This is a genomic window from Lentzea sp. NPDC092896 (assembly GCF_044754905.1).
In the GTDB taxonomy this organism is placed as follows: domain Bacteria; phylum Actinomycetota; class Actinomycetes; order Mycobacteriales; family Pseudonocardiaceae; genus Lentzea.
This window is the reverse complement of sequence record NZ_JBIVPX010000015.1, coordinates 1-24109: the sequence shown is the minus strand read 5'-3', so window position 1 is coordinate 24109 and position 24109 is coordinate 1. Positions and strand designations below refer to the sequence as shown.

Genomic DNA, 24109 nt, shown 5'->3' with positions numbered 1-24109 from the left:
CCGGTGAACATCTTCATCACCAGGGCACTTCCCGGCGACGTGCTCGCACCGCTCGCCGAAGTCGGCGCGGTGACGGTCTCCCCGCACGACCGCCCGCTGACGCCCGCGGAACTGCGCGCCGGCGTGGCCGGAGCGGACGCGGTGATCACCACGCTCAACGACCGGGTCGACCAGGAGGTCCTCGTGGCAGCCGGTCCTCGGTTGCGCGTGGTGGCGAACACCGCCACCGGCTACGACAACCTCGACGTCGCCGCCATCACCGCCCACGGCGCGGTCGCGACGAACACCCCCGGTGTGCTGGTCGACGCCACCGCCGACCTGACCATGGCGCTGCTGCTCGACGTGACCCGCCGGGTGAGCGAGGGCGACCGGCTGATCCGGTCCGGCGAGCCGTGGTCGTGGGACATCGGTTTCCTGCTCGGCGCAGGACTGCAGGAGCGACGGCTGGGCATCGTGGGCATGGGCGCGATCGGCCAGGCCGTCGCAGTACGTGCAGCCGCCTTCGGCATGGACGTGGTGCACCACTCGCGACGAGGAACCGGCGTCGGGCTGGCGGAGCTGCTGTCCACTTCGGACGTCGTCTCGCTGCACTGCCCGCTGACGAAGGAAACCCGCCACCTGATCGACGAAGCGGCTCTGCGCCTGATGAAGCCGGGCGCGTACCTGGTCAACACGGCGCGCGGCCCGGTCGTCGACGAAGCCGCGCTGGCGCAGGCCCTGCGCACCAGCGAGATCGCGGGTGCCGCTCTCGACGTCTACGAGGACGAACCGCGGGTGCACCCCGATCTGCTCGAACTGGACAACGTCGTGCTGACACCCCATCTCGGCTCGGCCACCACCGAGACCCGCACGCGGATGGCCGCCGTCGCGGTGCAGAACGTCGTCGCCGTGCTCACCGCCGGCGAGCCGACAACACCCATCTCTTTCCCGGAGAACTCATGAATCCGCAGTACCCGACGCGCGTTCCGCCGGTCGACCTGGACGGCCTCACCGGACGCCAGGAAGCCGTGCGCGTCAAGATGGGCCCGTACGGGGAGGCCGGCACCTCCACCATGATGCGGACCTTCCTGAACTACCCGGAGTTCGCCCGCTCGCTCGGCCGGATCGGCACGCGGGTCACCCTGACCAGCGATCTGCCGCCACGGCTGGCCGCACTGGCGTCCGCGCGCACGGCCTGGGCGTGCGGCAGCGAATACCTGTGGGCGCACGTTCACGCGCAGAGCCCGGGAATCACCGAAACCGAACTCAGCGGCATCGAGCAGCACGTCGTCGAAGCGATCGACGAGCTGCACCACACGCATTACCTGTCCGACGAGAAGTGGTACCGGATAAGCCTTCTCGGCCCGAACGCGGTCATGGACCTCATCACCACCTACGGCTTCTTCGTGTCGCTGGCGGCCGCGGTCAACAGCATGGGCGTGCAACCGGAGGACGGTCTCACCGGATGGGGCGCGCTGTCCCCCGCACCTGAACGGAACCTCGCGGCATCGCCACGTCGTGTGCCCAAGCGTGTTTTCGAGGCCGACTACGCCGATCTGAGCCCACGCCAGATCGAGCAGGCGAACCGGATGGGACGTCGCGGCAAGCCGAGCACCTCGAAGCTGCAGAAGGCGATGATCAACTATCCGGAGTTCCTCCAGGCGCTCTCACCGTTCGGGAAACGCGCGATCGACGACACCTGCCTGCCCTCACGCGTGTGGCAGATCGCCTGCATGCGCACGGTCTGGTTGTGCGACAGCGAGTACCTGTGGTCGCAGCACCGCAAGGCCTGCCTGAAGCTGGGCGTCACGGACCAGGACCTGACCGGCGTCGCCGCGGGTCCGGGAAGCCGGCTGCTGACGGGCTTCGACGAGGTGGTCGTCCGCACCGTCGACGAGATGTTCTTCCACAACCGGATCTCGGACGAGAACTGGCTCCAGTTCGACCGGTTCGGGACCGAGGGCGTCACCGATCTCATCCTGGTCTACGGGCTCTACGTCCTGCAGTCCTGCGTCGCGCGCAACTTCGGCACCACCCTGGAGGAGGGCTCGATCGGGTACCTGCCCGCGCTGGGCCGGTTCCGGAAGGGGATCGGGAATGGCTGAGCGCCGGTCGCAGGACTGGTTCGGCGGCCAGGGGGCCAAGGGCTTCACGCACCGCAGCTGGGTGCGCAGCCGCGGCGTGCCGAAGGACCACTTCGACGGACGGCCGGTCATCGGCATCTGCAACACCTGGTCCGAGCTGACCTCCTGCAACTCCCACTTCCGCGAGCTGGCGCAGCACGTGCGCGAGGGCGTGCTGGAGGCGGGCGGCGTCCCGATGGAGTTCCCCGTCATCTCGACGGGAGAGACGCTGACCCGGCCCACCGCCATGTTGCTGCGCAACCTCTGCAGCATGGACGTCGAGGAGACCCTGCGCGCCAACCCGCTCGACGGCGTGGTGCTGATGATGGGGTGCGACAAGACGACCCCTGGCCTGCTGATGGGCGCGGCCAGCGTCAACCTGCCGACGATCGGGCTGTCGGCGGGACCGATGCTCAACGGCAGCTTCCGCGGCAAACCCTTCGGCATCAAGGACGCCTGGACCCTCTCGGCGGACCTGCGAGCCGGCCGCGCGACCGTCGCGGACGTGGAGGAGGCCGAGTCCTGCCTCAACCGCACGGTCGGCGTCTGCAACGTGATGGGCACCGGGTCGACGATGGCGGCGATGGTGGAGGCGATGGGCATCGGCCTGCCGGACAACGCCGCGATCCCCGCCGTCGACGCGCGACGCAAGGTCCTCGCCCGCATGGTGGGGCGCCGCATCGTCGACATGGTCCGGGAGGACCTCACGCTCGACAAGGTGATGACCCGCGAGGCGTTCGAGAACGCGATCAAGGTCAACGCCGCGATCGGCGGCTCGACCAACGCCGTGATCCACCTGACGGCGATGGCGCGAAGGATGGAGGTGCCACTGTCCATCGAGGACTGGCACCGGATCGGCAGGGACGTCCCGACGCTGCTGAACATCCAGCCGTCCGGCCAGTACCTCATGCAGGACTTCCACGAGGCCGGTGGACTGCCGGTGATCATCCGCGACCTGTGCGAGGCGGGCCTGCTGCACGGCGACGCGCTGACCGTCACCGGCAGGACGCTCGCGGAGAGCAACGCCCAGGCCGTGAACCACAACCGCGACGTGATCTTCAGCGTGGCCGAGCCGTTCAAGTCGCACTCGGGCATCGCCGTCCTGCGCGGCAACCTGTGCCCGGAGGGCGCCGTCATCAAGCCGTCCGCGGCGGAACCGCGGTTGCTCCAGCACCGGGGACGAGCCGTGGTGTTCGAGAACCAGGACGATCTCGACGCGCGTGTCGACGACCCCGCCCTGGACATCGACGCGGACTCGGTCATGGTGCTGAAGAACTGCGGCCCCAGGGGCTTTCCCGGCATGCCGGAGCTGGGGATGATGCCGATCCCCACCAAGCTGCTGGCGCAGGGTGTCCAGGACATGGTGCGCATCTCCGACGCGCGGATGAGCGGCACCTCGTTCGGCGCGGTCGTCCTGCACGTGTCCCCCGAAGCCGCCGCCGGTGGCGTGCTCGACGTGGTCCGCGACGGCGATCTGATCGAACTGGACGTGGCAGCACGCAGGCTCGACCTGCTCGTGTCCGATGTGGAGCTTCAGGAACGGCTCGCTGCGAGGGAAGTTCCCGAGCCGAAGGCGAAGCGCGGCTACGCGAGGCTCTACGTGGACACCGTGAACCAGGCGCACGACGGCTGCGACCTGGACTTCCTGGTCGGCCGGACCGGCAGCGACGTTCCGCCCAACCAGCACTGATCCGTTACCGACGAAGGAAACAGCATGAGCAAACCGATCAAGGTTTACGTGCCCCAGGGTTCGCTGGGAGTGGGGATCTTCCCGGAGGAGATCGACTACGCCCTGGCGCGCGAGCCCGACGTGATCGCCCTGGACGCCGGTTCGACGGACAGCGGCGCGGCCTATCTCGCGAAAGGTGTGTCCAAGAACGACCGCGGTTCGGTCAAGAAGGACCTGGAACTGCTGATGGGGGCCCAGCGGGCGGCGAACATCCCCATCATCATCGGCACGGCCGGTCAGGCGGGCGGCGACCTGAACGTCGACTGGACGCGGGACATCGTGCTGGAGATCGCCGAGGAGAAGGGGTACACGCCGAAGATCGCGCTGCTGTACTCGGAGCAGTCTCCCGGGCTCCTCAAGAAGAAGCTCGCCGAGGGCAAGGTCGCCGCCCTGCCCCCGCTCGGCGACCTCGACGAGGAGACGATCGACACCTGCCTGCACATCGTCGCGTTGATGGGCCCCGAGCCCTACTTCGCCGCGCTGGACGCCGGTGCCGACATCATCATCGGCGGACGTTCCTCCGATCCGGCGGTCATCGCGGCCTTCCCGCTGTGGAAGGGCGCGCCCGCCGGGCCGTGCTGGCACGCGGGCAAGATCGCCGAGTGCGGCGGCCAGGCGACCTCGGCCAACACCGGGCAGCGCGGGGTGCTGCTGGAGATCCACGCGGACGGTTTCGACGTCGAACCGGTGGATCCGCAGTTCCGGGCGACGGTGAACAGCATCTCCGGGCATCTCCTCTACGAGAACAAGAACCCGTGGAAGCTGACCGAGCCGGGCGGTGAGCTCGACGTGACGCAGTGCGAGTACGTCCAGCTGACCGAGTCCAAGGTGCGCGTCACCGGGTCGAAGTGGACTCCCCAGCCCTACACGATGAAACTGGAGGGCGCCTCCGGCAACCTGTTCCAGACCATCATGATCGTCGGCATCGCCGACCCCGACGTGCTGGCCGATCCGCAGGCGTTCCACGACAAGATGCTGAGCGTCCTGACGGACCGGGCGAAGTCGGCGACCGGCCTCGGCGAGGACGAGTTCCACCTCTCCCTGCGCATGTACGGCTGGAACGGCGTGAGCGGGATGCCGCCGGCGCAGGGCTCGGTGCCGCTCGAGATCGGGCTGATGTGCGTCGTCACCGCCCAGTCGCAGGCACTGGCGAGCGAGATCGCCAAGGCCTGCAACCCGTACTTCTTCCACATGCCGATCCGCGCGGGCATGGAACTTCCCAGCTACGGCTGGGCTTTCACCCCCGGCGACATCGACCGCGGGGCCGTCTACCGGTTCGTGCTGAACCACGTGGTCGGCGTCGAGCACCCGCTGGAGCTCGTCCGCGTCGAGACGATCGAGACCGCGACCGCAGGAAGGCTGGTCAGCAATGCCCAAGGTCAGTGAGGTCTGCCGGCACGTCCGGTCCAAAGTGGCCGGTCCGTTCTGGGTCACCGTCGACCTGATGTTCGACGGCCAGGAGAACTACGACCGCTACTCCGGCAGCCCGGCGCTGGGTGCCGAGTCGATCGCGGCCATCTACGGCGTCGACGCGGACACGGTGTCCCTGTACCCGATCCCGTCCCTGAAGGTCCTGAAGATCTCCTATCCGAGGCGAACGCCTCAGGGCAGCGTCGAGGAGCGCGACCTGCACTCCGGGCAGCAGTACGCCTACCTGCTGGACGTCCGGTTGTGACGGGCCGATTCGCCGACTACCAGTTCGGGATCTACCTCGACGCGCTGAACGGGAAGATCTCGGAGTTCCCGATGGACCACGCGACGCTGGAACGCAGGGCGATGGCCGTGCTTCCACCGTCGCTGCGGTCCTACGTCGCGGGCGGTGCGGGCGACGAGTCGACCCAGCGCCGCAACGTGGAGGCGTTCTCGCGGTGGGGACTGGTGCCGCGCATGCTGGTCGGTGCCGAGCAGCGGGACACGTCGGTGACTCTGTGGGGACAGACCTTCCCCGGTCCGATCTTCATGGCACCGGTCGGCGTCGCCGGCCTAGTCACCGATCACGGAGACATCGCGGTCGCGCGGGCAGCAGCCGAAACCGGTGTGCCCGCGATGTTCTCCACGCTCATGGAGGACCCGCTGGAGGAGGTGATCACGCACGCCGGTCCGACGCCGAGCTTCTTCCAGCTCTACACGCCCAGGGACCGCGACCTCGCGGCCAGCCTGGTCGAGCGCGCCGAGAAGGCGGGGTACCGCGGGATCGCGGTCACCCTGGACACCTGGGTCCCCGGCTGGCGGCCGCGTGATCTCGCGAGTGGCAGCTTCCCCCAGCTGCGCGGGCACGTGCTGGCGAACTACACCAGCGACCCCGTCTTCCGCCGGCTCGCCGAGGGCCGCGACGTCGTCCAGACCTGGGCGCAGGTCTTCGGCAACCCGTTGTCCTGGCCGGACCTGGAGTGGTTGCGGTCGCTGACGACGCTGCCGATCGTCCTCAAAGGAATCTGCCACCCGGACGACGCCCGCCGCGCGATCGACGCCGGGGTGGACGGCGTCTACTGCTCGAACCACGGTGGCAGACAGGCCAACGGCGGTCTCAGCGCGCTCGAGCTCCTGCCTGACGTGGTGGAGGCGTGCGGTGACGTCCCGGTGCTGTTCGACTCCGGCGTGCGCGGCGGGTCCGACGTGGTCAAGGCGATCGGGCTCGGGGCCACCATGGTCGGGATCGGCCGCCCGTACGTCTACGGCCTCGCCCTCGGCGGGGTCCCCGGGCTGGTCCACGTGCTGCGGTCGCTGCTCGCCGAGGCGGACCTGCTGATGGCCGTGAACGGGTACCCGGACTTCGCGGCGGTGCGGGCGAACACCCGGAGGGCGGCATGAGCGACATCGCCCTGGTGACGGGGGCCAACAAGGGGCTGGGCCACGAGATCGCCCGCCAGCTCGCCGAGCGCGGCATGCGGGTCTACCTCGGTGCGCGGGACGAGACCCGCGGCCGCGAGGCGGTCGCCGAGATCGGCACCGGCGACGTGCGATTCGTCCGTCTCGACGTCATCGACCGGGAGTCCGTCGAGGCCGCCGTCCGCGAGATCGACGCCGAGTCAGGACGGCTCGACGTGCTGGTCAACAACGCCGGTGTAGCGGGAGAGATCGGCACCGAGGTCCTCGACATCACCGCGGACCAGCTGCGGGCGACCTACGAGGTCAACGTCCTCGGGGTGGTCACCATGATCTCGGCGTGCGTCCCGCTGCTGCGGAGGTCGGCGAACGGCCGGATCGTGAACATGTCCAGCCGCCTCGGTTCGCTGACCGCGCTGAGCGAGCCGGACAGCCGTCAGCGCAAGCGCGGGGCACTCGCGTACAGCTCGTCGAAGGCGGCGCTCAACGTGCTCACGCTGGTGTACGCCGAGGCATTGCGGGCGGACGGGATCCAGGTCAACGCCGCCACGCCCGGCCGGGTGCCGACCGACCTCAACGCGGCGACGCCCTGGCGGGGCGACCGCACCCTCGCCGACGGCGCGGTCGCTCCTGTCCACCTGGCCACGCTCCCGCCCGCCACGATGACCGGGACGTTCCGCGGGCCGGGGATCGACGAATCACCTGGCTGGTGACCCTCCACTTCGGACGGCCGGTGCACGCACCGGCCGTCCGAAGTGCTTTCAGAGATCGCGTTCGTCGCCGACCTGGATGATGCCGTGCCGGTAGGCGTACCGGACGGCGTGCACCCGGTCCCGCAGTTTCAGCTTCGTCAGGATCCGCGAGACGTGGGTCTTCACCGTCTCGTCGCCGATGTAGAGGCGCAGGCCGATCTCCGGGTTCGTGAAACCCTCCGCCAGCAGCAGGAACACCTCGTGTTCGCGCGCGGTCAGCCTGGCCATCCCCGGCGGCAGTTCCCTCTCCTCCCCGGCGGGGGCCAGTGCGTCGGCGAAGCGCGGCTTGAGCCGCTGGACGACCGACGGGTCGACGTAGGCGTCGCCTCTGGCCGCCGCTCTGATGGCGGCGATGAGCTCCTCCGGCGGCAGGCTCTTGAGCACGAAGCCGTGCACGCCGGCGGTCAGGGCGCGGTGCAGGTACTCGTCGCTGTCGTAGGTGGTCAGCATGAGCATGCGCACCCCGGTCAGTCCCGAGGCGATGATCTCGGCGGCCGCGGACAGCCCGTCGAACTTCGGCATCTGGACGTCCAGGATCGCCAGGTCCGGGCGCAGCCTGATGGTCTCCGCCACCGCGGCGCGCCCGTCCCCCACCTCGGCCACGCACTCGAAGTCCGGCTGGGTGTGCAGGATCGCGCGCAGACCGGACCGGAAGGTCGCGTGGTCGTCGGCGATGAGGACGCGGAACATCACAGTGCTTCTCCTGCTGATGAGACGCCGTAGGACACGCTGACCCTGGTCTCCCAGTTCTTCCCCGCGGTGTCGGGCCCGTGCGAGACGGTGCCACCGAACAGCGCGGCCCTGCTGCGGATGCCGGCCAGCCCGCGTCCTGAGGACGAGCGCTCGCAGGAGGCTCCGATGCCGTTGCGCGCGGTCAGCACGACGCAGGTCTCGTCGAAGTCGAGCCAGACGTCCACAGTGGACCCGTCCCCGTAGCGCAGGGCGTTGGTCAGCATCTCCTGGGTGATCCGGTACAACGCGACGTCGACGGAGCCGGGCAGCCAGCGGGGCGCGCCGCTCACCCGGAACCGCGTGGCGAGGCCCGAGCGGCGCACCCCGTCGAACAGCTCGTCGAGGTTGCCGAGCCCTGGCTGGGTGGACGAGTCCGGCTTGCCGTGCAGGAGGTCGAGCATCCGGCGGAGATCGGACATCGCCGACCGCCTGGACAGTTCGACGGCCATGAGCGAGTCCATGATCTCCTCGTCGTCGAAATCCGTTCTCGCGGCGAGTTTGATGCGCGCGGCACCAGAATGCACGCCAATCGCGCTCACGTGGTGGGAAATGACGTCGTGCAGATCGCGCGCTATCGAGGTCCGCACCCGGCGGACCGCTTTGTCCACCTCGGCGTTGGCCTCGCGCAGTTCGTTCTCCCGGTTGTGCCGAATCTCCGAGATGTAGGCGCGGCGGGCCGAGGTGTACCTGCCCACCATCCACGGGATGAACGCGTCCTTCATCATTTCCGTGACCGTCGCGAGAACGTTCGACGGGTCCGCCACCGCCTGCGAGAGGACCGCGCCCGTCGCCAGTGCGAGGACCGCCGCGACGCTCGCCCGGCCGTGCAGCCACGCACCGGCGCGGTAGGCGGCGATCACGCCGCCCACGAGGTCCATGTCGGCGTCCGGCGTCGTGCGGAGCATCAGGGCCAGGCCGACCGCGGTGACCGCGTGTGCCAAGGTCACCCAACCGGAGAACCGGAGGGGCAGGGCCAGCGCGCCGTCGACGCACACGATGGCGACGAGGGCGGCGGCCCGGAGCCCGAGGGGGACCTCCGGCGTCGCGGCCGTGAACACGACGGCGTCGACCAGCAGGCAGGCGAGCGCGATGAGCAACGCCTGCCAGCCGAGTGAGCGCACCACGTGGGGAGCCGCCGCATCGCGCGCGTGCGGCGCCGTTGTCCCGGAGTCGTCCACAATGGCCACGCGGGCAATTATCCTCGCCACACCCCGCGAAGAGTCCCCCGACCAGGGGACAGACCTCCCCGGACCGCAGGACGATTCACCGGTGACCGGACTCCTAGCCTCAGCCTCGTAAAAGCGCCGCCGACGTCGCTGAGAGGAATGCCATGCTGGCTCTTCTGGGGTTTGGCACGATTGGCCTGTTCACCGCTCTGGTGATGACGAAGAAGATGTCGGCCGTCGCCGCGCTGATCCTCGTTCCGCTGGTGTTCGGCCTGATCGGCGGATTCGGCGCCAAGCTCGGTGAGATGATGATTTCCGGCATCGTCGAAACCGCGCCGACCGCGGTGATGCTCGTTTTCGCCCTGCTCTACTTCCTGGTGATGTTCGAATGCGGACTGTTCGAGCCGTTCGTCCGCCGGATCATCGCGGCGGTCGGCGAGGACCCGGTGAAGATCGTGGTGGGTACCGCCGTCCTGGTGATCATCGTCGGTCTCGACGGCGACGGCGCCACCGCCGTGCTCATCACCGTGTCCTCGATGTACCCGATATACCGCCGGATCGGCATCAACCCGCTGATCATCGCCATGCTGCTCGGCATCATCTGCCCGATCCTCAACTGGATGCCGTGGGGCGGTCCGGCGGCGCGGATGTCGATCTCCCTGGGCGTCGACATCACGGACGTCGTCGTGCCCATGCTGCCCGCGTTCTTCATCACCCTGGCGGCCGCCCTCGTCTTCGCCTACGTCCTCGGTCGCTCGGAGCGGCGTCGGCTGAGCAAGGTCGAGGCAACGGAGACCGAGACCGAGGACACCAGCGCTCACACGCCGCGCAAGGTGATCGAGCCGAAGAACTTCTGGTTCAACCTCCCGCTCACCATCGCGCTCATGGTGAGCCTGGCGCTCGGGTTCTTCCCCCTGCCCGCGCTGGTGATGGGGGCGTTCGCGATCGCGGCCACGGTCAACTTCCCGAACCTGCGGGTGCAGCAGGACCGGTTGAAGCCGCACGCCGGCACCGTGGTCATGCTGGTCACGCTCATCCTGGCGGCGGGCTCCTTCACCGGCGTGCTCAGCGAGAGCGGCATGGTCGAGGCGATGTCCGGCAGCATCATCTCGATCGTCCCGCAGAGCTGGGGCGGCGCGTTCGCCTTCGTCACCGCGGTGCTGTCCATGCCGCTGCTGATCATCCTGTCCACCGACAGCTTCTTCATCGGTGTCGTCCCGATCCTCGCGCAGACCGCCGACGCGTTCGGCGTCCCGCACGAGGTGATCGCCAGGGCGGCACTGATCGGGATGCCGCTGCACTCGCTCAGCCCGCTGATCGCGCCGATCTACTTCGTCGCCACGCTGCTGCGCACCGACATCGGTTCCCTTCAACGGTTCGCCTGGCCGTGGACTCTCGGCCTGAGCCTGATCGCCATGGCGGCCGCCACCATCACCGGCGCCATCTACTTCGTCTGATCCCGAGTGCTGGAGGCACTGTTGCGATTCATCAGCTACACCAACGAGTCCGAAGAGGGCGTCGCGATCAGGTCCGGAGGGGGCTACCGAGGACTTCCGGTCTCCCGGCTCGGCGGCGACCTCGCGCACTTCCTGCGCGACGACTCGGCTCTGGCCCAGTTGGCGGAAACCCTGGCGGGCGCACCGGAGTTCGCCCTGTCCGACGTGACGTTGCTGCCGCCGGTCGTGCGCCCGGGAAAGATCCTCTGCATCGGGCTGAACTACCGCGACCACTCGAAGGAGAGCGGTTTCGAGCCGCCGACGTACCCCGCCGTCTTCGCCCGGTTCGCCAACAGCCTCGTCGCGCACGGCGATCCGCTGGTGCGGCCGGACGCGTCCGACCTGCTCGACTACGAATGCGAACTCGCCGTGGTCATCGGCAGGGGCGGGCGGCACCTCGGCGAGGACGAGGCGCTCGACCACGTCGCGGGCTACTCCCTGTTCAACGACGGGTCCGTTCGCGACTTCCAGCTCAAGTCGGACCAGTGGACGATGGGAAAGACCTTCGACCACACCGGCGCCTTCGGCCCTGAGCTCGTCACGCGTGACGAACTACCCCCTGGCGCCCGCGGACTGCGCATCCGGACCGTCCTCAACGGCGAGACGATGCAGGAGGCGAACACCGAGGACATGATCTTCGGCGTGGCCAGGCTGGTGGCGATCCTCTCCGAGGCCATGACGCTGTCCCCCGGCGACGTCATCGTCACCGGCACTCCTGGCGGCGTCGGTGCCTTGCGCAAGCCGCAGGTCTGGCTCAAGCCGGGCGACGAGTGCACCGTCGAGATCGACCAGCTCGGGTCGCTGACGAATCCGGTCGTGCAGGAAGCCCCACGCCACCTCGTGCCCACCACTTAGAGCCTGTTGGCGAATGGTCGCGCGAGGTCGGCGCCTCCATCGACGCGGCGGAATGGGTGCTGCTCGGCGAGCTGGCGAGGGGCGCGAACCAGCTCAAGGGCGAGGACCGGCCGATGGTACTGCCCGCGGACAAGCTGCCAACCGAGCTGCGCTACCCGAATCAGCGCTTCGGCGTGGAACTGGCGTGGGACGAACGCGGTCAGCCGCACGTGTCGCCGCAGGCGGTCCCGGTGTTCCCCCGGGTCACCTCGCCAGTGCAGGTGCCGGACGCCGACGGGCGGATGCCCCGGCGGCGGTCGGACTTCGAGCCCGACCGTCGGCACGCCCGCAGGCACAACGAGATCTACCGGCGCGGCGACCGGCCGTGGCTGCGCACGGTCGCGGTGACCGGAACGCTCCTGGCGGTCGGTGGCGCACTGTTCATCCTCAGTGGACAGTGGCGGGGTCCCGGTCGTATGGCCCGCAGGTGAAGGAGTCCCACGAATCGTCGAGGGACTGGAACACGATGACCCAGGGCAGGTCCTCGACTGGGGAGCCTTCCTCCGGCTCGCTGATGATCACACCACCCATGTCGGGTCCTCCTCGGTCCGTGCCGTGTCGGGCAATGTCCACCGCCCCGCTCAGACCCCCGTCGCCGCCCCTCGGTGTTCACCGGCCCGTTCTCCCGCCGTGGCCGAGACGTCCGGCTGAATACGTCCGACTGACACATTTCGGCCGCAAGGCCTACCAGCGCTCGGCGCGCCGAGCTCGGTCGAGGCCCAGATCACCAAGCCGGATCAGCTCACCAGCGCGACGAGCTTCGACACCAGCTCCGATGGCAGGGGGCGTGCGGCGTTCTCCGCGCGGAGTCGCTCGCACGCCGCCCTGATCCCCTTGTCCTCCAACAGCTTCGTGAGATGCGAAGCGTCCACGGTGGTGTCTTCGAGCCACAGGCCGATACCAGCATCGCGGACGAGTGTCGCGTTGTCGAACTGGTCGGCGCTGTGCGGAAGCAGCAACTGCGGCACTCCGGCGGCCAGCGAGGTGAAGGTGCTGCCGGAGCCGCCGTGGTGCACGATCGCGTCGCAGTGCTCCAACAGGGCGTTCAACGGGATCCACTCGACGAGGCGCACGTTCTCCGGCAGCTCGCCCAGTTCCGCGACGTCGGAGTCGCCGAGCGCGAAGATGAACTCCGCGTCGATCTCCTTGGCCGCCTCGACGATCTGGCCCAGCGCGCCGACGGACATCAGGCCGACCGCGGTGCCGAGGGTGACGCACACCCTCGGCCGTTCCCGCTTGGCGAGCAGCCACCCCGGCAGCACCCCGCCCGCGTTGTACGCGACGTAGCGCATCGGCCACCCGATCTGCGGGGTGCCGAGCCCCTCGGTGGCGATGTCGATGATCGCGTCAGCCTCGGTCGGCCGCGTCACGCCATGCCGGTCGTAGGCGTCGGTGTACTTGGCGTACAGCGCGAGCTCGTCGGTCCCGCGCGCCGAACCGAAGTTGTGCTGCACGGCGGGAATTCCGAGCTTCGCGGCGATGAACGGGCCCGCGGAGTCCATCTGCTCGAAGACCACCAGGTCCGGCCGCCAACCCTGGGCGGCGGCGAGCATCCCCTCGGTGAGCCGGTCGCCGAGCGCGGCGAACACCCGCGCGACGAGTTCCATCGCCCGCCGCGGGTCCTCCACGAACAGCTCGTGGATCGACGCGAAGTCCCCGAACCGCTCGTTCTCCCGCACTGCAGTCCCGAAGAACTTCATCACGTCCAGCCCCGGCGCGGCCTCCACCGCGGGCAGCCCAGCTTGCGCGGCGCGTTCGACGACGTCACCGGTGCTGGCGACCAGCACGTCGTGACCCCCGGTCCGCAGCGCCCAGGCGAGCGGGATCATCGGAAACAGGTGGCCAAGCCCCGGCGATGACGAGAAAAGAACTCGCACGACTTCCTCCCTGGGAGTCTGTTGGCGAATGGTGTGGGTTGGTCGTGAGCGTGAGGGCATCAAGGTGGGGCTTCTGGTAATCGAGATGTACCACCAACTTGATCATTAAAAGCCCCAGGACGTCTGTCTACCGTGTCGAGGACGCGAAGGCGAGTTGTGGCGTGTCTGGTTGCGCATGTCGTGACCGGACACGTCGGTGTCCGTCTGATCTGACCGATGAGCACTCGCAGGTGTTGGAGCCGCAAGCGCGGGCGGTCATGGCCGAGCTGCGCAAGAGCCCTGCCGGAGCGCCAATGAAGCATGACCTGCGTGCGATGGTGGACGCGATCGGCTATCTGACCCGCTATGGCATCGAGCGGCGGGCGTTGCCGGTCGACTTCCCGCTCTGGGAAGCGGTGTATGCGTTCTTCGAACGGTGGAGCGAACGGGGCCTGCCGCAGCGTCTGGCCGACCGGTTGCGGGGACGCATCCGGATCGCGTGTGGCCGGGCCGAGTTGCCTACCGCAGCGGTCATCAACGCCCAGACCGCGCGCGGTGCCGACACCGTGGCAGCCGACGGCGCCGGCTATGACGCGGGGAAGAAAACCAAGGGGCGTAAGAGAAACATTGCCACTGACTGCCTCGGACTCCTGTTGATGGTGACCGTCACCTCCGGCGGCGTGCAAGACCGCGACAGCGCCCACCGGCTGCCGGCACTGCTGCGCGAACACTTCTCCACCATCACCCTGGTCTGGGCCGACGGCGGCTACGCCGGACGCCTCGTCACGTGGGCCAAAGCCGTGCTGTGCCTGACACTCACCGTTGTCAAACGCACCGACGACATCAAGGGCTTCGTGGTACCGCCCCGCAGATGGGTCGTCGAGAGGACGTTCGGCCGGCTGACCCGCCGCCCGACCCGAGAACTCTCCGGCGACCCACCACCAGCACGCTGGGGCCAGCCCGGACAACCCAGCTCAACCACGGCATGACCATCTACCAACAGGCTCTCAGAGGGTGTCCGGTCCCAGCTGTCGAAATCCACCGCACGTGTTCGACGTGTGGGTGACAGCAAGATGGATCCGGAAGGGACACGAACCATGGGACTGGTCATCTGTGACATGTCGATCTCGCTCGACGGCTTCGCCACCGGCCCCGGCGCGAGCAGGGAGAACCCGTTCGGCGACGGCGCCGGCGGCCTGCACGACTGGATGTTCAAGGACCCGATCGACGCGGACCGCGAGTACCTCGAGCACGCGGTCGCCCACTGCGGTGCCGTGGTGATGGGCCGCACGTCGTTCGACAAGACCGTGCACGCGTGGGGTCCCGGCGGCCCGGTTCCGGGCTGCCAGAGCTTCGTGGTGACCCACCACGCGCCCGCCGAGGACCACCCCGGCTACACCTTCGTCACCGACGGCGTGGCCAGCGCGATCGGGCAGGCCCAGAAGGCCGCGGGCGACAAGTGGGTCGGCCTGCACGGCGCCACGGTGATGCAGCAGGCCCTGCCACTCGGCCTGGTCGACGAGATCCACGTGCACGTGGTCCCGCTGCTCCTCGGCGGCGGCACGCCACTCTTCGCCGCGCTCGATTCGGCGATCGAGCTGGAACGCGTCGAGACGCCCCACTCCCCTGCCGTCGACCACCTGCGCTACCGCGTCGTCAAAACGGGTTCCAGCGGGATCAGCAGGTGACGTTGACGGTCGCGGAAGCCTGGAACGACACGTGCACGTGGTCCATGTGGTTGGCCGTTGGACTACCGCGGTCCTCCATCGGCGTGAAGCCGCTGCCGTCGTTGTAGCGCTGGCGCCAGATCACGTACGTGACGCCGAACGCCTTGCGGTTGGCCAGCACGTAGTCGGCCACGGCGTTGCCGGTGGCGGTGTCGGTGTTGACCATGAAGTCCAGCGCCAGCCCGAGGGGGTGCTCGCCGCCGCCGGCACGACCGGCGGCGCCGCCGATGTCCTTGATTCCGAACTTGCCCGCGATGTGGTTACCCACCTGCGCCACGTGCGGCTTGACTCCGTCCAGAGTGGTCGGGCAGGGCGGCGGCGGGGGTGGTGGGGGCGGCGTGGTGGTCTCGGGGGTCGTCGTGGTCACCGGCGGCGGCGTGGTGGTCACCGGAGGTTCCGAGGACGGCGTCGTCGTGACCGGCCGCACGTCCTGACTGACTGACGTCGTCGGGGCGGCGAGAAGGGCGGCCGCTCCGGTCGGATCGACCGGCTGATCGGAGCTGCGGACGATCCAGAAGGTCACGACCAAGCCCACGGAGAGGGTGGCGGCGACTGCGATGGGCAGCTTCCGGCTGGGTGTCTGCGGCGTTCTATGTCGGCCCGGCATTCGGGAAACACCTTGCGTCGGGGACAGGGCATACTCACAAGACGGGCCACATTACGAAACGAACACGAGAACATCACGGGCAAGTGTTCATGGTCACATCTCCCCTGGTGAGCACGTCGCTACAGACAGCGACAGCGGGCTGTCCGTCGAGGTCACAGGTCCGGCAACACCGGACAAATAGGCGACGGATATTCGAACGGTTCGCCTCGCGCCGGACCTGACACCGCGAATCCGGTCAGGTGAACAGGCCGCCGACCTCACCGGTGTGGTCCTTCAGCACCCGGCCGGGCTCCGTCCCGAGCACGCGGTCGAGCACGGTCGCGTACACGTCGCGGAAGTCCGTGGTCTGCTTGAGATCACCGTCGTCGAGGTCGGTCAGGCTCGGCTGCGCGCCGTGGAACCCGCCCCGGACGTTCGCGCCGAGCAGGAAGACCGGTCCCGCCGTGCCGTGGTCGGTGCCGTCGCTCGCGTTGGCGCGCACCCGCCTGCCGAACTCGGAGTAGACCAGCACGACGGCCCTCTTCCCCACGCGGCGGACGAACGGCGTGAGCGCGCCGTCCAGCTCGGACAGCAGGCGTTGCTGGGTCGCGCGCTCGTCGGAGTGCGTGTCGAACCCGCCCAGTGACGCCGAGTAGACCCGGCAGGGCGCTCCCGCCTCGATCAGGCGGGCGACCACGTCGAGCTGTGCGCCCAGCGCGCCACCGCCGCCCGCCGAGGAGCCCTTGTCGCGCTGCTCGTCCGGGTCGTCGCTCGGGATCTGCCCGCCAGAGGGCGAGCCGGTGAGGGTCGTGGCCGTGTGGCGGACGTCCGCGATGGACCGGGCGACGCGTGCCTGCCAGTGCTCCTCGCCGTCCGACGCCTGGCCCAGCGCGGCGAACGCGTCTCCGAGCGGGCCCGTCGGCAGCTTCAGGCCGTTGAGCGGGAACGACGCCGCCGCGGTGCGTTCGCCGGCGAGCAACGGCGGCAGCAGCGGTTCCACCGACAACGCGCGCAACGGGTCGTCACCCGCGGTCTCGTCGAGCCAGCGCCCCAGCCAGCCGGAAGGCACCGAGGTGCGCGGCGAAGCCGTCTGCCAGATGGCCATCGACCGGAAGTGGCTGTGGTCGGGCTGGGCGTAGCCGACCCCGCGCACGATGGCGAGCCCCTGCTCGTCCCACAGTTGTTTGAGGCCCTTCATGCCGGGGTTCAGGCCGAGACCCTCGCCCAGGCCGAGCACCTCGTCCGGCCGGTAGGCCAGGTCGGGGCGGGCGTCCTGGTAGGCGCGGTCCCCGGCGGGCACCACGGTGTTGAGACCGTCGTTGCCGCCGTAGAGCGTCACGACGACCAGCACGCCCTGGCTCGGGTCGAGCGGGTTGTCGGCGGCGGCGCCCATCAGGTCGTCCCAGTTCACCCGCGTGGCGCCGAAGGCGAGGGCACCGGCCGCGGTGACACCGGACAACGTGAGGAATCGGCGTCGGGTCACGATGTTCACGAGCTCACCTGCTCACCACGTACTCGGGGGCGCTCGCCGCCACGACGACGAGCTGCACCGGGGTGTCCACGACCTTCTCCAGCGCCGACCTGGTGCGGTCCGACCAGGAGTCGACGCCGAGCAGGCGCCGCACGCCCTCGATCCTGTCCGCGCCGCCGAGAGCGGTCTTGAGGCCGGCGCGTTCGGCCACCAGCTTCGCCAGGTCGAGCCGGGACGGCCACGCGGCCGTCGTCAGCCACGCACCGCCCGCCGGCCAGCCTCCGACGCTCGGCGGCCGGAACGGGACCTGCCCGAGCCCGCGCAGGGAGCGCAGCATCGCGTCCGCCTGCTTCCCGTTCAGGTCACGCGGCATCACGTTCAGCGCTCTCATCAGGCCCACGGCCCAGTCGACGGGTTGTTTCACCAGCACGTTCGCGGAGTCGCGGAACGCCGCCTCGGAGGCGAGGGCACGCAGGAACGACCGGGTGTCGCGCCGGAACGCCGGAACCAGCCGCTCGACCACCTCGGCGGCGGGCGGCTGCGCGGACACAAGCCGGAACCACAGCCTGCCCACGACGAACTCGGGGCTTTCCGGCCTGTCCAGGACGAGCGTCATCAGGGACTGCGCCGTGAACCGGTCGGTCTGGCCGAACACCCTCTTCGCGCCGTCGTCGTGGCGCTTGGCCACCAGTTCCGCCTTGCCGGACTCCGCGCGCACCGTCCACCCGGTCAGCGAGCGCGCGGCCTCCCGGACGTCGATCTCGTCGTAGTGGCCGATCCCCAGGGTGAACAGCTCCATCAGTTCCCTGGCGAGGTTCTCGTTGGCCGCCCCGGCGCGGTTGTCGTTGCCGTCGAGCCACACCAGCATCGCCGGGTCGACCACCAGCGCCTGCGCGAGGTCCGCGAACGGCCCGAGACCGAGCCGGCGGAACGTCTCGTTCTGCGCCAGCATCAGCGCCGGCGACCGCACCTTCTGCTCGCTCGTCGCGAAGTGCCCGTGCCAGAACCAGGTCATGCGCTCGGCGGCCGGGCCGTCGGCGGTGACCATGCGGTCGAGCCACCACACCGTCAGCGCGTGCTCGTCCTCGACGCGTTGGCGGGCGGCGTCCTTCTTGGCCTGGCTGTCGCCTTTGCCGGGGCGGGGAGGGCTGGCCGGTCGCGGCGCGGGAACGCCGGCGGAACCGTCGGACAGCAGGGCGTCGAGCGCGACGTCGTACGGGCGGTCGAGATCGCCGGGTCGCGGCCCCACACCGAGCCGGTCGTGCAGTCTCCTCACCGCGGCGCGTTCGTCCAGTTGCACCATGGCGGACAGTGTTCGGGCCGCGCTGCCCCGTGGCCAGGCCTGGCGGCGATCTTCAGAGTCGCTTCAGCGGCCGACCGCCGTGACCTGCGAACCAACATTTCCGCAATGCCTTCTTCCTAGCGTGAGTTCGTTGTGTCGCTGCGAGAAAGGAATCACCGAACTGATGAACGTCCTCAGGAAAGCGCTGGCCTGCGCCACGATGACCCTGTCCCTGGCGGGTGTGTGCGCGGCGCCCTCCCAGGCCGCGCCCGAGATGAAGGTGGGGGCCGGGCACTGGTCCAACAGCTGTGACTACGGGCATGCCTGCATCGAACCCACGGTGCACGAACCGGCGGTGTACTGGGTCTTCGACGGCTGTGGTTTCCACACCATCTACGTTCTTCCCGCTTACGGCAAAGCTCACGGCAACGCGTTCCGGGTCACCTATCAGAACAACCGCTGGGACGACGTCGAAGCGTGGACCTCCAGGTCACTCGACCGGTACACCGAGACCAAGTACGTCTACGTGTACTGCTGAGGCCGGCGCGGTTCGGCGGGCGCCTCCGGTCGTGCCATCGCCGCGGCCTGCCCGAGCAACGTGAGCGCGGCCTCCGCGGCCGAACCGGGTTGCGTCGTCACGACCGTCAGCGTCTGGTCCGGGGCGCTCGGGATGCGGAGTGTCTGCTGCTTCACCAGGATCTCCCCCGCGACGGGGTGGTGCATCTGGTGCGCGGTGCTGGCGCAGGTGCGGACTCGATGGTCGGCCCACATCGTCGCGAACTCGGGGCTGCGGGTCGCCAGTTCACCCACGAGGGCGGTCAGTTCCCGGTCCTCCGGGTACTTGCCGGCGGTGAGGCGGAGGTTGCCGACCACCGCACGGGCCTTGAGCGCCCAGTTCCCGTAGAGGGCACGGGTGTGCGCGTCGAGGAAGACCAGCCTGGTCATGTTGGGACGGTCCGCGGGGCGGTGCGGGCTGGACTGGTCGAGGTGGCCCGCGAAGAGGGCGTGGCCCAGGGGGTTCCACGCCAGCACGTCGCCGCGCCTGCCCAGCAGGACAGCAGGTTGGGTCAGCGTGGCGACGAGTTCGGCGGTGTCGGGCGAGACTCGTTCGGGCGGTGGCTTCGGCGCGGTCCGGTGGCGTCGTGGCTGGGCCAGTTCACGCAGGTGGGCGTGTTCGTCGGGGTTCAGCTGCAACGCCCTGGCGAGTGCGGCCACGACCTCCGGCGACGCGTGCTGGGCCTGTCCCTGTTCCAGCCGGACGTAGTAGGAGGCGCTGACGCCGGCCAGGCCGGCGACCTCCTCGCGGCGCAGACCGGGGACCCGTCGCCGTTCGCCGTAGGTCGACAGGCCGACCTGGTCCGGTCGCAGGCGCGCCCGGCAGGCCTGGAGGTACTCGGCGAGCTGTCCCTGTCCGCTCATCCAGCCAGTATGCGCAAGCCGGCCGTGCGGAGCCTGACCACGCCAGTGGTAGGCAAGGTCGGGTCTGGTTGCCCTGAGCCGGGGTTCGCAGGATCGACGGCATGGACACGATCGAACTGGGTGACGTCTCCGTCACCCGTGTGTGGGAGTACTACGGCTCGGTGGAGATGACGCCCGAGGTCTTCTTTCCCGAGAGCTCGAAGCAGGTCTGGGAGGACGTGGCGCCGGAGTTCCTCGACCCCGCCACCGGCAACGTGCGCGCCGCCATCCAGACGTGGCTGGTGCGCAGCGAGGGCAGGACGATCCTGGTCGACACCGGGGTCGGCAACCACAAGGAGCGCCCCTACGCCCCGGTGTGGAGCCATCTCTCCACGGACTTCCTCGGCAACCTCGCCCGCGCCGGTGTCCGCCCCGAGGACGTGGACGTCGTCGTCAACACCCATCTGCACATCGACCACGTCGGCTGGAACACCCGCCTCGAGGACCGTGCCTGGGTGCCGACCTTCCCCAACGCCGCCTACCTGATGCCGAAGGACGACTTCGACTTCTGGAACCCCGCCAACAACAGGGCTCCCGTGCTCGGCCGCGGCAACCAGAACGTCTTCGAGGACAGCGTCGCCCCCGTGCACCAGGCCGGTCTCGTGCAGTTGTGGGAGCGCGGCCACCAGATCGACGCCAACCTGCGCCTGGAACCGGCACCCGGCCACACTCCGGGCTCCAGCGTCCTGACCCTCGCCTCCGGCACCGACCGCGCGGTGTTCGTGGGCGACCTGATGCACGCACCGGTGCAGGTCCTCGAGCCGGACGCCAACAGCTGCTTCTGCGAGGACCCGGCCGAGGCCCGCGCCACCCGGCGCAGGATCCTGGGCGAGGCCGCGGACACCGGCACGCTGGTGTTCCCGGCGCACTTCCCCGGCGGCGGCGCCGTGGAGGTCGCGCGCGACGGGGGCACGTTCGCCATCAAGGACTGGGCGCCCTTCTCCTCGTACGAGCAGAGGTGAGCGCGATGGAGGTCGCCACCACCCGAGGTGCCGTGCGCGGGCTGAGCAGGGACGGGATCACCGCTTTCCTCGGCATCCCGTACGCCGCCGCACCTTCCGGTGCCGGCCGGTTCGCGGCACCGGAAGAGCACGAGCCGTGGCGAGACGTGCGCGACGCCACCGAGTTCGGGCCGACCGCCCCGCAGGCGCCGCGGCTGCTCGGCAGCATGGACCTGCGCGCCTACTTCGGCGACGGCTGGCACCGCGGCGAGGACTACCTCACCGTCAACGTCTGGACGCCGGATCCCGCCGCCACCGGCCTGCCCGTCATGGTGTTCGTGCACGGAGGCGGCTTCGTGGCGGGCTCCGGACGAGCCGAGTCGTACGACGGGTCGGCGTTCGCCCGTGACGGCGTCGTGCTCGTCACCGTGAACTACCGCCTCGGTGTCGCCGGGTTCCTCGACGTTCCCGGCGCCCCTGCCAACCGCGGCCTGCTCGACGTGGTCGCGGCCCTGCGCTGGGTGCGGGAGAACATCGCCGGGTTCGGTGGCGATCCCGGCGCCGTCACGGTGTTCGGCCAGTCCGCCGGGGCGACCATCGTCGGCGGGCTGCTGGCCACACCAGACGCCACTGGACTGTTCCGGCGCGCGATCGTCCAAAGTGGAAGCGGTCTGGGCGCCTTCTCCCCCGAGCAGGCGTCGCTCGTCACCCGTGCCGCCGCCGAGTTCCTCGGCGTCGAGGCGAGCGCTCAGGCATTCGCGGAGATCTCCGACGAGCGTCTCGTGGAGACGGCGTCCAAGCTCGCGGGCATCGACCTGCGCACCGCGACGCACACCGATCCGCTGGTCGGGCTGAGCCCGTTCAGCCTGGTCCTCGACACGCAACCGGCGGACGCCCCCGTCGCCGAGGTCGACCTGCTCATCGGCACGAACGCCGAGGAGGGCAATCTCTACCTGGTCCCGTTCGGCAAGTACGACAGCTCGACCAGCGCGGACGTGGACGCCATCGCGGCCAAGGCGCACCCCGACCCGCTGCGGCTGGTCAAGGCTTACCGCTCGCAGCGGCCCGCGGCCACCGACGGCGAGATCCGGTCCGCGATCCTGGGTGACGCCCTGTTCGGCGCGGGCACCTGGGCGCTCACCGAAGCACACGCCCGTGCTTTCGCCTATGAGTTCGCGTGGCGCTCACCCGCCCTCGACGGCGCGCTCGGCGCGACGCACACGGTCGAGCTCCCGTTCGTGTTCGGGCGGACCGACCTGCCCTCACTGCGCGGGCCGAACAGGCTGCTCGGCGACGACGAGGCGCCGTCGTCCCTCGTCACGCGGGTCCACGACAGCTGGGTCCGCTTCGCCCGCACCGGAGATCCCGGCTGGCCGCGCTACGAGCTGGACCGGCGCACCACCATGCGGTTCGACGTGGACAGCGGCGCGGTCGACGATCCGCGCGGCGCGGAACGCCAGGCGTGGGAGCGGCCCGCCCAGCTCACGCGTTCTGCGCCTCGATCAGGGCGAGGTCGCGGACGCAGAAGCCGTGGTGCTCGAAGGTCTCGTTGAGCACCGTGCGGAGGCACTGCCGCACGGTGCGGCCCCTGGCGTACGGCGGCCAGACGTCGTCGTCGGGCACCGGCGCCGGCGCTGCGAGCTGCGCGTCGGTGACCTCGTCGAGCCAGGCCTCGAGCTCGGCCGCCTGCGCGTCGCGCACGCTCACGATCTCGTCGAGGGCCGGGTCGAGCGAGAGGTCAAGGCCGTGTGCTTCGCGGTAGGGCTCGACGGCCGGGCCGATGCCCATCGGCGTGAACAGCTCCGTCGAGCCAAGGCAGCAACGGCGGAACCACGAGTCGTGGACGAAGACGAGGTGGCGCATCGTCTGCGCCGCCGACCACTCGTCGTTCACGCTGCGGTGCTCGATGCCGGGGGTGCGGCGGATTCGGTCTGCCGTGGCGGACCACGCGGCGCGGAGCTGACGTGCTGCCTCGCGCAGGTCGGCCGGGTCCTCGGAGCGGAGCAGCACCCGCACCGGATGACGCCGGTCGAGCTCCGCCTCGACGTACTCGGTGACCTCGACGCCGTTCACCACGAGGTTGGTGACGAACCCGTCGATCACGGCGTCCTGCATCACGACGCCGATCAGGCGTGCCCCGGTCAGGTCGCACTCGCGGAACTCCGCGCCGTGCAGGTCTTCGTCGATGTACCGCGTCATGGTCGGCATAGTAGGTGCGGGCACCGACAAGGCCTCGATGAATGACAAGTTCGAGGCTCGAAGCAAGTCGCTAGAATGCGTTCATGAACGAACAAGGGGCGGTCGCAGCCATCCGCGCCATCCACGAGGTGTTCATGCTCACCGAGGCGGCGATCACCGGCCCCCTCGCGGAACTGGGTCTGACCACCGCGACCGCTCAGGCGCTCTGGGCGGTGGAGCCGGACGAGGAGCCACCGTCGATGAAGACGGTGGCGAGCCGTCTGCACTGCAACGCGCCCAACCTGTCGTTCGTCGCGGACCAGCTCGCCGCCCGTGGACTGGTCGAACGGGTTCCCGACCCGCGGGACCGGCGGTCCCGCGCGCTCGTCCTCACCGAAAGGGGGCGGCAGGTGCGGGCAGAGGTCATGCGGACGACGGTGGCGTCCAGTCCCCTGTCCGCGCTGGACGACGGCGACGTGGCCACCCTGCTGTCCGTGCTGGGCAAGATCGTTCCTGCTTCGGGTCGAGACAGCTGATCGGGTGGACGGCAACGGGTCCGTTGCCGTCCAGCCCGTCTCGATCAGTAGCGGTAGTGCTCCGGCTTGAACGGCCCGGCGACGTCCAGCTCCAGGTAGGCGGCCTGGTCCTTGGTGAGCTCGGTCAGCTCACCGCCCAGTGCTTCCAGGTGGATGCGGGCGACCTTCTCGTCGAGCACCTTGGGCAGCCGGAAGACGTCATTGCCGTACTCCGCGTGCTTGGTGAACAGCTCGATCTGGGCGATCACCTGGTTGGAGAAGGAGTTCGACATGACGAACGACGGGTGGCCGGTGGCGTTGCCCAGGTTCATCAGGCGGCCCTCGGACAGCACGATGATCGTGCGGCCCGACGGGAAGATCCACTCGTCGACCTGCGG

Annotated in this window: 25 protein-coding genes; 16 read left to right on the top strand and 9 right to left on the bottom strand. The window is 69.5% G+C overall.

All coding sequences use genetic code 11. The features are described 5' to 3' along the window. Nucleotides 1-3 precede the first annotated feature (3 nt). Genes ACIQF0_RS44280 through ACIQF0_RS44250 form a run of 7 tightly spaced genes read left to right on the top strand, consistent with a single transcriptional unit; the run spans nucleotide 4 to nucleotide 7370 of the window. Entirely contained in the window at nucleotides 4-942 is a 939-nt protein-coding gene (locus ACIQF0_RS44280; protein WP_401040474.1) for a 2-hydroxyacid dehydrogenase, read from the top strand. Beyond that, nucleotides 939-2084 carry a hypothetical protein gene (locus tag ACIQF0_RS44275; protein WP_401040471.1) on the top strand — a complete coding sequence of 382 codons (1146 nt, stop codon included), beginning with the start codon at nucleotides 939-941 and terminating at the stop codon, nucleotides 2082-2084. The genes ACIQF0_RS44280 and ACIQF0_RS44275 overlap by 4 nt, the downstream gene beginning before the upstream one ends. Further along, a complete protein-coding gene (locus ACIQF0_RS44270) occupies nucleotides 2077-3792 on the top strand; it encodes an IlvD/Edd family dehydratase (protein WP_401040469.1) in 1716 nt (571 codons plus the stop codon). The genes ACIQF0_RS44275 and ACIQF0_RS44270 overlap by 8 nt, the downstream gene beginning before the upstream one ends. Nucleotides 3793-3816: 24 nt before the next feature. After that, the gene (locus ACIQF0_RS44265; protein WP_401040466.1) at nucleotides 3817-5217 is read left to right on the top strand and encodes an acyclic terpene utilization AtuA family protein; all 1401 of its coding nucleotides are present in this window, start codon (nucleotides 3817-3819) and stop codon (nucleotides 5215-5217) included. Beyond that, complete coding sequence (locus ACIQF0_RS44260) at nucleotides 5201-5506, top strand: DUF4387 domain-containing protein (protein ID WP_401040464.1); 306 nt, start codon at nucleotides 5201-5203, stop codon at nucleotides 5504-5506. Before ACIQF0_RS44265 ends, ACIQF0_RS44260 begins: the two co-directional genes overlap by 17 nt. Next, nucleotides 5503-6642, top strand: coding sequence for an alpha-hydroxy-acid oxidizing protein (locus ACIQF0_RS44255; RefSeq protein WP_401040461.1), 1140 nt, complete (start codon nucleotides 5503-5505; stop codon nucleotides 6640-6642). The genes ACIQF0_RS44260 and ACIQF0_RS44255 overlap by 4 nt, the downstream gene beginning before the upstream one ends. Further along, nucleotides 6639-7370, top strand: coding sequence for an SDR family NAD(P)-dependent oxidoreductase (locus ACIQF0_RS44250; protein WP_401040459.1), 732 nt, complete (start codon nucleotides 6639-6641; stop codon nucleotides 7368-7370). Before ACIQF0_RS44255 ends, ACIQF0_RS44250 begins: the two co-directional genes overlap by 4 nt. A gap of 48 nt (nucleotides 7371-7418) precedes the next feature. On the opposite strand, the gene ACIQF0_RS44245 is transcribed toward ACIQF0_RS44250, so the two are convergent. After that, nucleotides 7419-8099, bottom strand: a complete 681-nt coding sequence (locus tag ACIQF0_RS44245) for a response regulator (protein ID WP_401040456.1) — start codon at nucleotides 8097-8099, stop codon at nucleotides 7419-7421. Continuing rightward, complete coding sequence (locus tag ACIQF0_RS44240; protein WP_401040454.1) at nucleotides 8099-9328, bottom strand: sensor histidine kinase; 1230 nt, start codon at nucleotides 9326-9328, stop codon at nucleotides 8099-8101. Before ACIQF0_RS44240 ends, ACIQF0_RS44245 begins: the two co-directional genes overlap by 1 nt. A 143-nt stretch (nucleotides 9329-9471) precedes the next feature. Between ACIQF0_RS44240 and ACIQF0_RS44235 the strand changes: the two genes are divergently transcribed. The 3 genes from ACIQF0_RS44235 to ACIQF0_RS44225 are packed head-to-tail and all read left to right on the top strand — an operon-like array spanning nucleotide 9472 to nucleotide 12128. Beyond that, a complete protein-coding gene (locus ACIQF0_RS44235) occupies nucleotides 9472-10764 on the top strand; it encodes a CitMHS family transporter (protein WP_401040452.1) in 1293 nt (430 codons plus the stop codon). A 6-nt stretch (nucleotides 10765-10770) separates the two neighbouring features. Then, the gene (locus ACIQF0_RS44230; RefSeq protein WP_401040449.1) at nucleotides 10771-11658 is read left to right on the top strand and encodes a fumarylacetoacetate hydrolase family protein; all 888 of its coding nucleotides are present in this window, start codon (nucleotides 10771-10773) and stop codon (nucleotides 11656-11658) included. Nucleotides 11659-11714: 56 nt separating this feature from the next. Then, on the top strand, nucleotides 11715-12128 hold the full coding sequence (locus ACIQF0_RS44225; protein ID WP_401040447.1) for a hypothetical protein: 414 nt from the start codon (nucleotides 11715-11717) through the stop codon (nucleotides 12126-12128). 306 nt (nucleotides 12129-12434) lie between these two features. Here the strand turns inward: ACIQF0_RS44225 and ACIQF0_RS44220 are convergent, their stop codons facing one another. Then, nucleotides 12435-13526, bottom strand: a complete 1092-nt coding sequence (locus ACIQF0_RS44220; protein WP_401040445.1) for a nucleotide disphospho-sugar-binding domain-containing protein — start codon at nucleotides 13524-13526, stop codon at nucleotides 12435-12437. 209 nt (nucleotides 13527-13735) lie between these two features. On the opposite strand from ACIQF0_RS44220, the gene ACIQF0_RS44215 reads away from it, so the two are divergent. Continuing rightward, nucleotides 13736-14542 carry an IS5 family transposase gene (locus ACIQF0_RS44215; protein WP_401040767.1) on the top strand — a complete coding sequence of 269 codons (807 nt, stop codon included), beginning with the start codon at nucleotides 13736-13738 and terminating at the stop codon, nucleotides 14540-14542. 108 nt (nucleotides 14543-14650) lie between these two features. Further along, complete coding sequence (locus ACIQF0_RS44210; protein WP_401040442.1) at nucleotides 14651-15241, top strand: dihydrofolate reductase family protein; 591 nt, start codon at nucleotides 14651-14653, stop codon at nucleotides 15239-15241. Here the strand turns inward: ACIQF0_RS44210 and ACIQF0_RS44205 are convergent. The 3 genes from ACIQF0_RS44205 to ACIQF0_RS44195 form a co-directional block, all read right to left on the bottom strand. Beyond that, entirely contained in the window at nucleotides 15231-15803 is a 573-nt protein-coding gene (locus ACIQF0_RS44205) for a hypothetical protein (RefSeq protein WP_401040440.1), read from the bottom strand. The genes ACIQF0_RS44210 and ACIQF0_RS44205 overlap by 11 nt on opposite strands. A gap of 319 nt (nucleotides 15804-16122) precedes the next feature. Then, a complete protein-coding gene (locus ACIQF0_RS44200) occupies nucleotides 16123-17358 on the bottom strand; it encodes a DUF1501 domain-containing protein (protein WP_401040437.1) in 1236 nt (411 codons plus the stop codon). Between the two features lie 4 nt (nucleotides 17359-17362). After that, the gene (locus ACIQF0_RS44195) at nucleotides 17363-18640 is read right to left on the bottom strand and encodes a DUF1800 family protein (protein WP_401040435.1); all 1278 of its coding nucleotides are present in this window, start codon (nucleotides 18638-18640) and stop codon (nucleotides 17363-17365) included. 163 nt (nucleotides 18641-18803) lie between these two features. Between ACIQF0_RS44195 and ACIQF0_RS44190 the strand changes: the two genes are divergently transcribed. Beyond that, nucleotides 18804-19157 carry a hypothetical protein gene (locus ACIQF0_RS44190; RefSeq protein ID WP_401040432.1) on the top strand — a complete coding sequence of 118 codons (354 nt, stop codon included), beginning with the start codon at nucleotides 18804-18806 and terminating at the stop codon, nucleotides 19155-19157. Here the strand turns inward: ACIQF0_RS44190 and ACIQF0_RS44185 are convergent. Next, nucleotides 19142-20038 carry a helix-turn-helix transcriptional regulator gene (locus tag ACIQF0_RS44185; protein WP_401040429.1) on the bottom strand — a complete coding sequence of 299 codons (897 nt, stop codon included), beginning with the start codon at nucleotides 20036-20038 and terminating at the stop codon, nucleotides 19142-19144. The two genes, ACIQF0_RS44190 and ACIQF0_RS44185, sit on opposite strands and share 16 nt — an antisense overlap. 101 nt (nucleotides 20039-20139) lie before the next feature. Between ACIQF0_RS44185 and ACIQF0_RS44180 the strand changes: the two genes are divergently transcribed. Both ACIQF0_RS44180 and ACIQF0_RS44175 read left to right on the top strand, forming a co-directional pair. Then, nucleotides 20140-21039: an MBL fold metallo-hydrolase gene (locus tag ACIQF0_RS44180; RefSeq protein ID WP_401040428.1), complete on the top strand. Its 900-nt coding sequence runs from the start codon at nucleotides 20140-20142 to the stop codon at nucleotides 21037-21039. Between the two features lie 5 nt (nucleotides 21040-21044). Further along, on the top strand, nucleotides 21045-22571 hold the full coding sequence (locus ACIQF0_RS44175; RefSeq protein ID WP_401040425.1) for a carboxylesterase/lipase family protein: 1527 nt from the start codon (nucleotides 21045-21047) through the stop codon (nucleotides 22569-22571). On the opposite strand, the gene ACIQF0_RS44170 is transcribed toward ACIQF0_RS44175, so the two are convergent. Next, on the bottom strand, nucleotides 22501-23217 hold the full coding sequence (locus tag ACIQF0_RS44170; protein WP_401040423.1) for a DinB family protein: 717 nt from the start codon (nucleotides 23215-23217) through the stop codon (nucleotides 22501-22503). The genes ACIQF0_RS44175 and ACIQF0_RS44170 overlap by 71 nt on opposite strands. 83 nt (nucleotides 23218-23300) lie before the next feature. On the opposite strand from ACIQF0_RS44170, the gene ACIQF0_RS44165 reads away from it, so the two are divergent. Next, nucleotides 23301-23732: a MarR family winged helix-turn-helix transcriptional regulator gene (locus ACIQF0_RS44165; protein ID WP_401040421.1), complete on the top strand. Its 432-nt coding sequence runs from the start codon at nucleotides 23301-23303 to the stop codon at nucleotides 23730-23732. Between the two features lie 44 nt (nucleotides 23733-23776). Here ACIQF0_RS44165 and ACIQF0_RS44160 read toward each other — a convergent pair. Then, on the bottom strand, nucleotides 23777-24109 hold a 333-nt coding region (locus tag ACIQF0_RS44160), incomplete at its 5' end, for an adenosylhomocysteinase (protein WP_401040419.1).

Coding starts and splice junctions, on each gene's coding strand:
- ACIQF0_RS44275 (WP_401040471.1), top strand. CDS start 939: ATGAATCCGCAGTACCCGACGCGCGTTCCGCCGGTCGACCTGGACGGC.
- ACIQF0_RS44270 (WP_401040469.1), top strand. CDS start 2,077: ATGGCTGAGCGCCGGTCGCAGGACTGGTTCGGCGGCCAGGGGGCCAAG.
- ACIQF0_RS44265 (WP_401040466.1), top strand. CDS start 3,817: ATGAGCAAACCGATCAAGGTTTACGTGCCCCAGGGTTCGCTGGGAGTG.
- ACIQF0_RS44260 (WP_401040464.1), top strand. CDS start 5,201: ATGCCCAAGGTCAGTGAGGTCTGCCGGCACGTCCGGTCCAAAGTGGCC.
- ACIQF0_RS44250 (WP_401040459.1), top strand. CDS start 6,639: ATGAGCGACATCGCCCTGGTGACGGGGGCCAACAAGGGGCTGGGCCAC.
- ACIQF0_RS44245 (WP_401040456.1), bottom strand. CDS start 8,099: ATGTTCCGCGTCCTCATCGCCGACGACCACGCGACCTTCCGGTCCGGT.
- ACIQF0_RS44235 (WP_401040452.1), top strand. CDS start 9,472: ATGCTGGCTCTTCTGGGGTTTGGCACGATTGGCCTGTTCACCGCTCTG.
- ACIQF0_RS44220 (WP_401040445.1), bottom strand. CDS start 13,526: ATGATCCCGCTCGCCTGGGCGCTGCGGACCGGGGGTCACGACGTGCTG.
- ACIQF0_RS44210 (WP_401040442.1), top strand. CDS start 14,651: ATGGGACTGGTCATCTGTGACATGTCGATCTCGCTCGACGGCTTCGCC.
- ACIQF0_RS44195 (WP_401040435.1), bottom strand. CDS start 18,640: ATGGTGCAACTGGACGAACGCGCCGCGGTGAGGAGACTGCACGACCGG.
- ACIQF0_RS44190 (WP_401040432.1), top strand. CDS start 18,804: ATGAACGTCCTCAGGAAAGCGCTGGCCTGCGCCACGATGACCCTGTCC.
- ACIQF0_RS44185 (WP_401040429.1), bottom strand. CDS start 20,038: ATGAGCGGACAGGGACAGCTCGCCGAGTACCTCCAGGCCTGCCGGGCG.
- ACIQF0_RS44180 (WP_401040428.1), top strand. CDS start 20,140: ATGGACACGATCGAACTGGGTGACGTCTCCGTCACCCGTGTGTGGGAG.
- ACIQF0_RS44175 (WP_401040425.1), top strand. CDS start 21,045: ATGGAGGTCGCCACCACCCGAGGTGCCGTGCGCGGGCTGAGCAGGGAC.
- ACIQF0_RS44170 (WP_401040423.1), bottom strand. CDS start 23,217: ATGACGCGGTACATCGACGAAGACCTGCACGGCGCGGAGTTCCGCGAG.
- ACIQF0_RS44165 (WP_401040421.1), top strand. CDS start 23,301: ATGAACGAACAAGGGGCGGTCGCAGCCATCCGCGCCATCCACGAGGTG.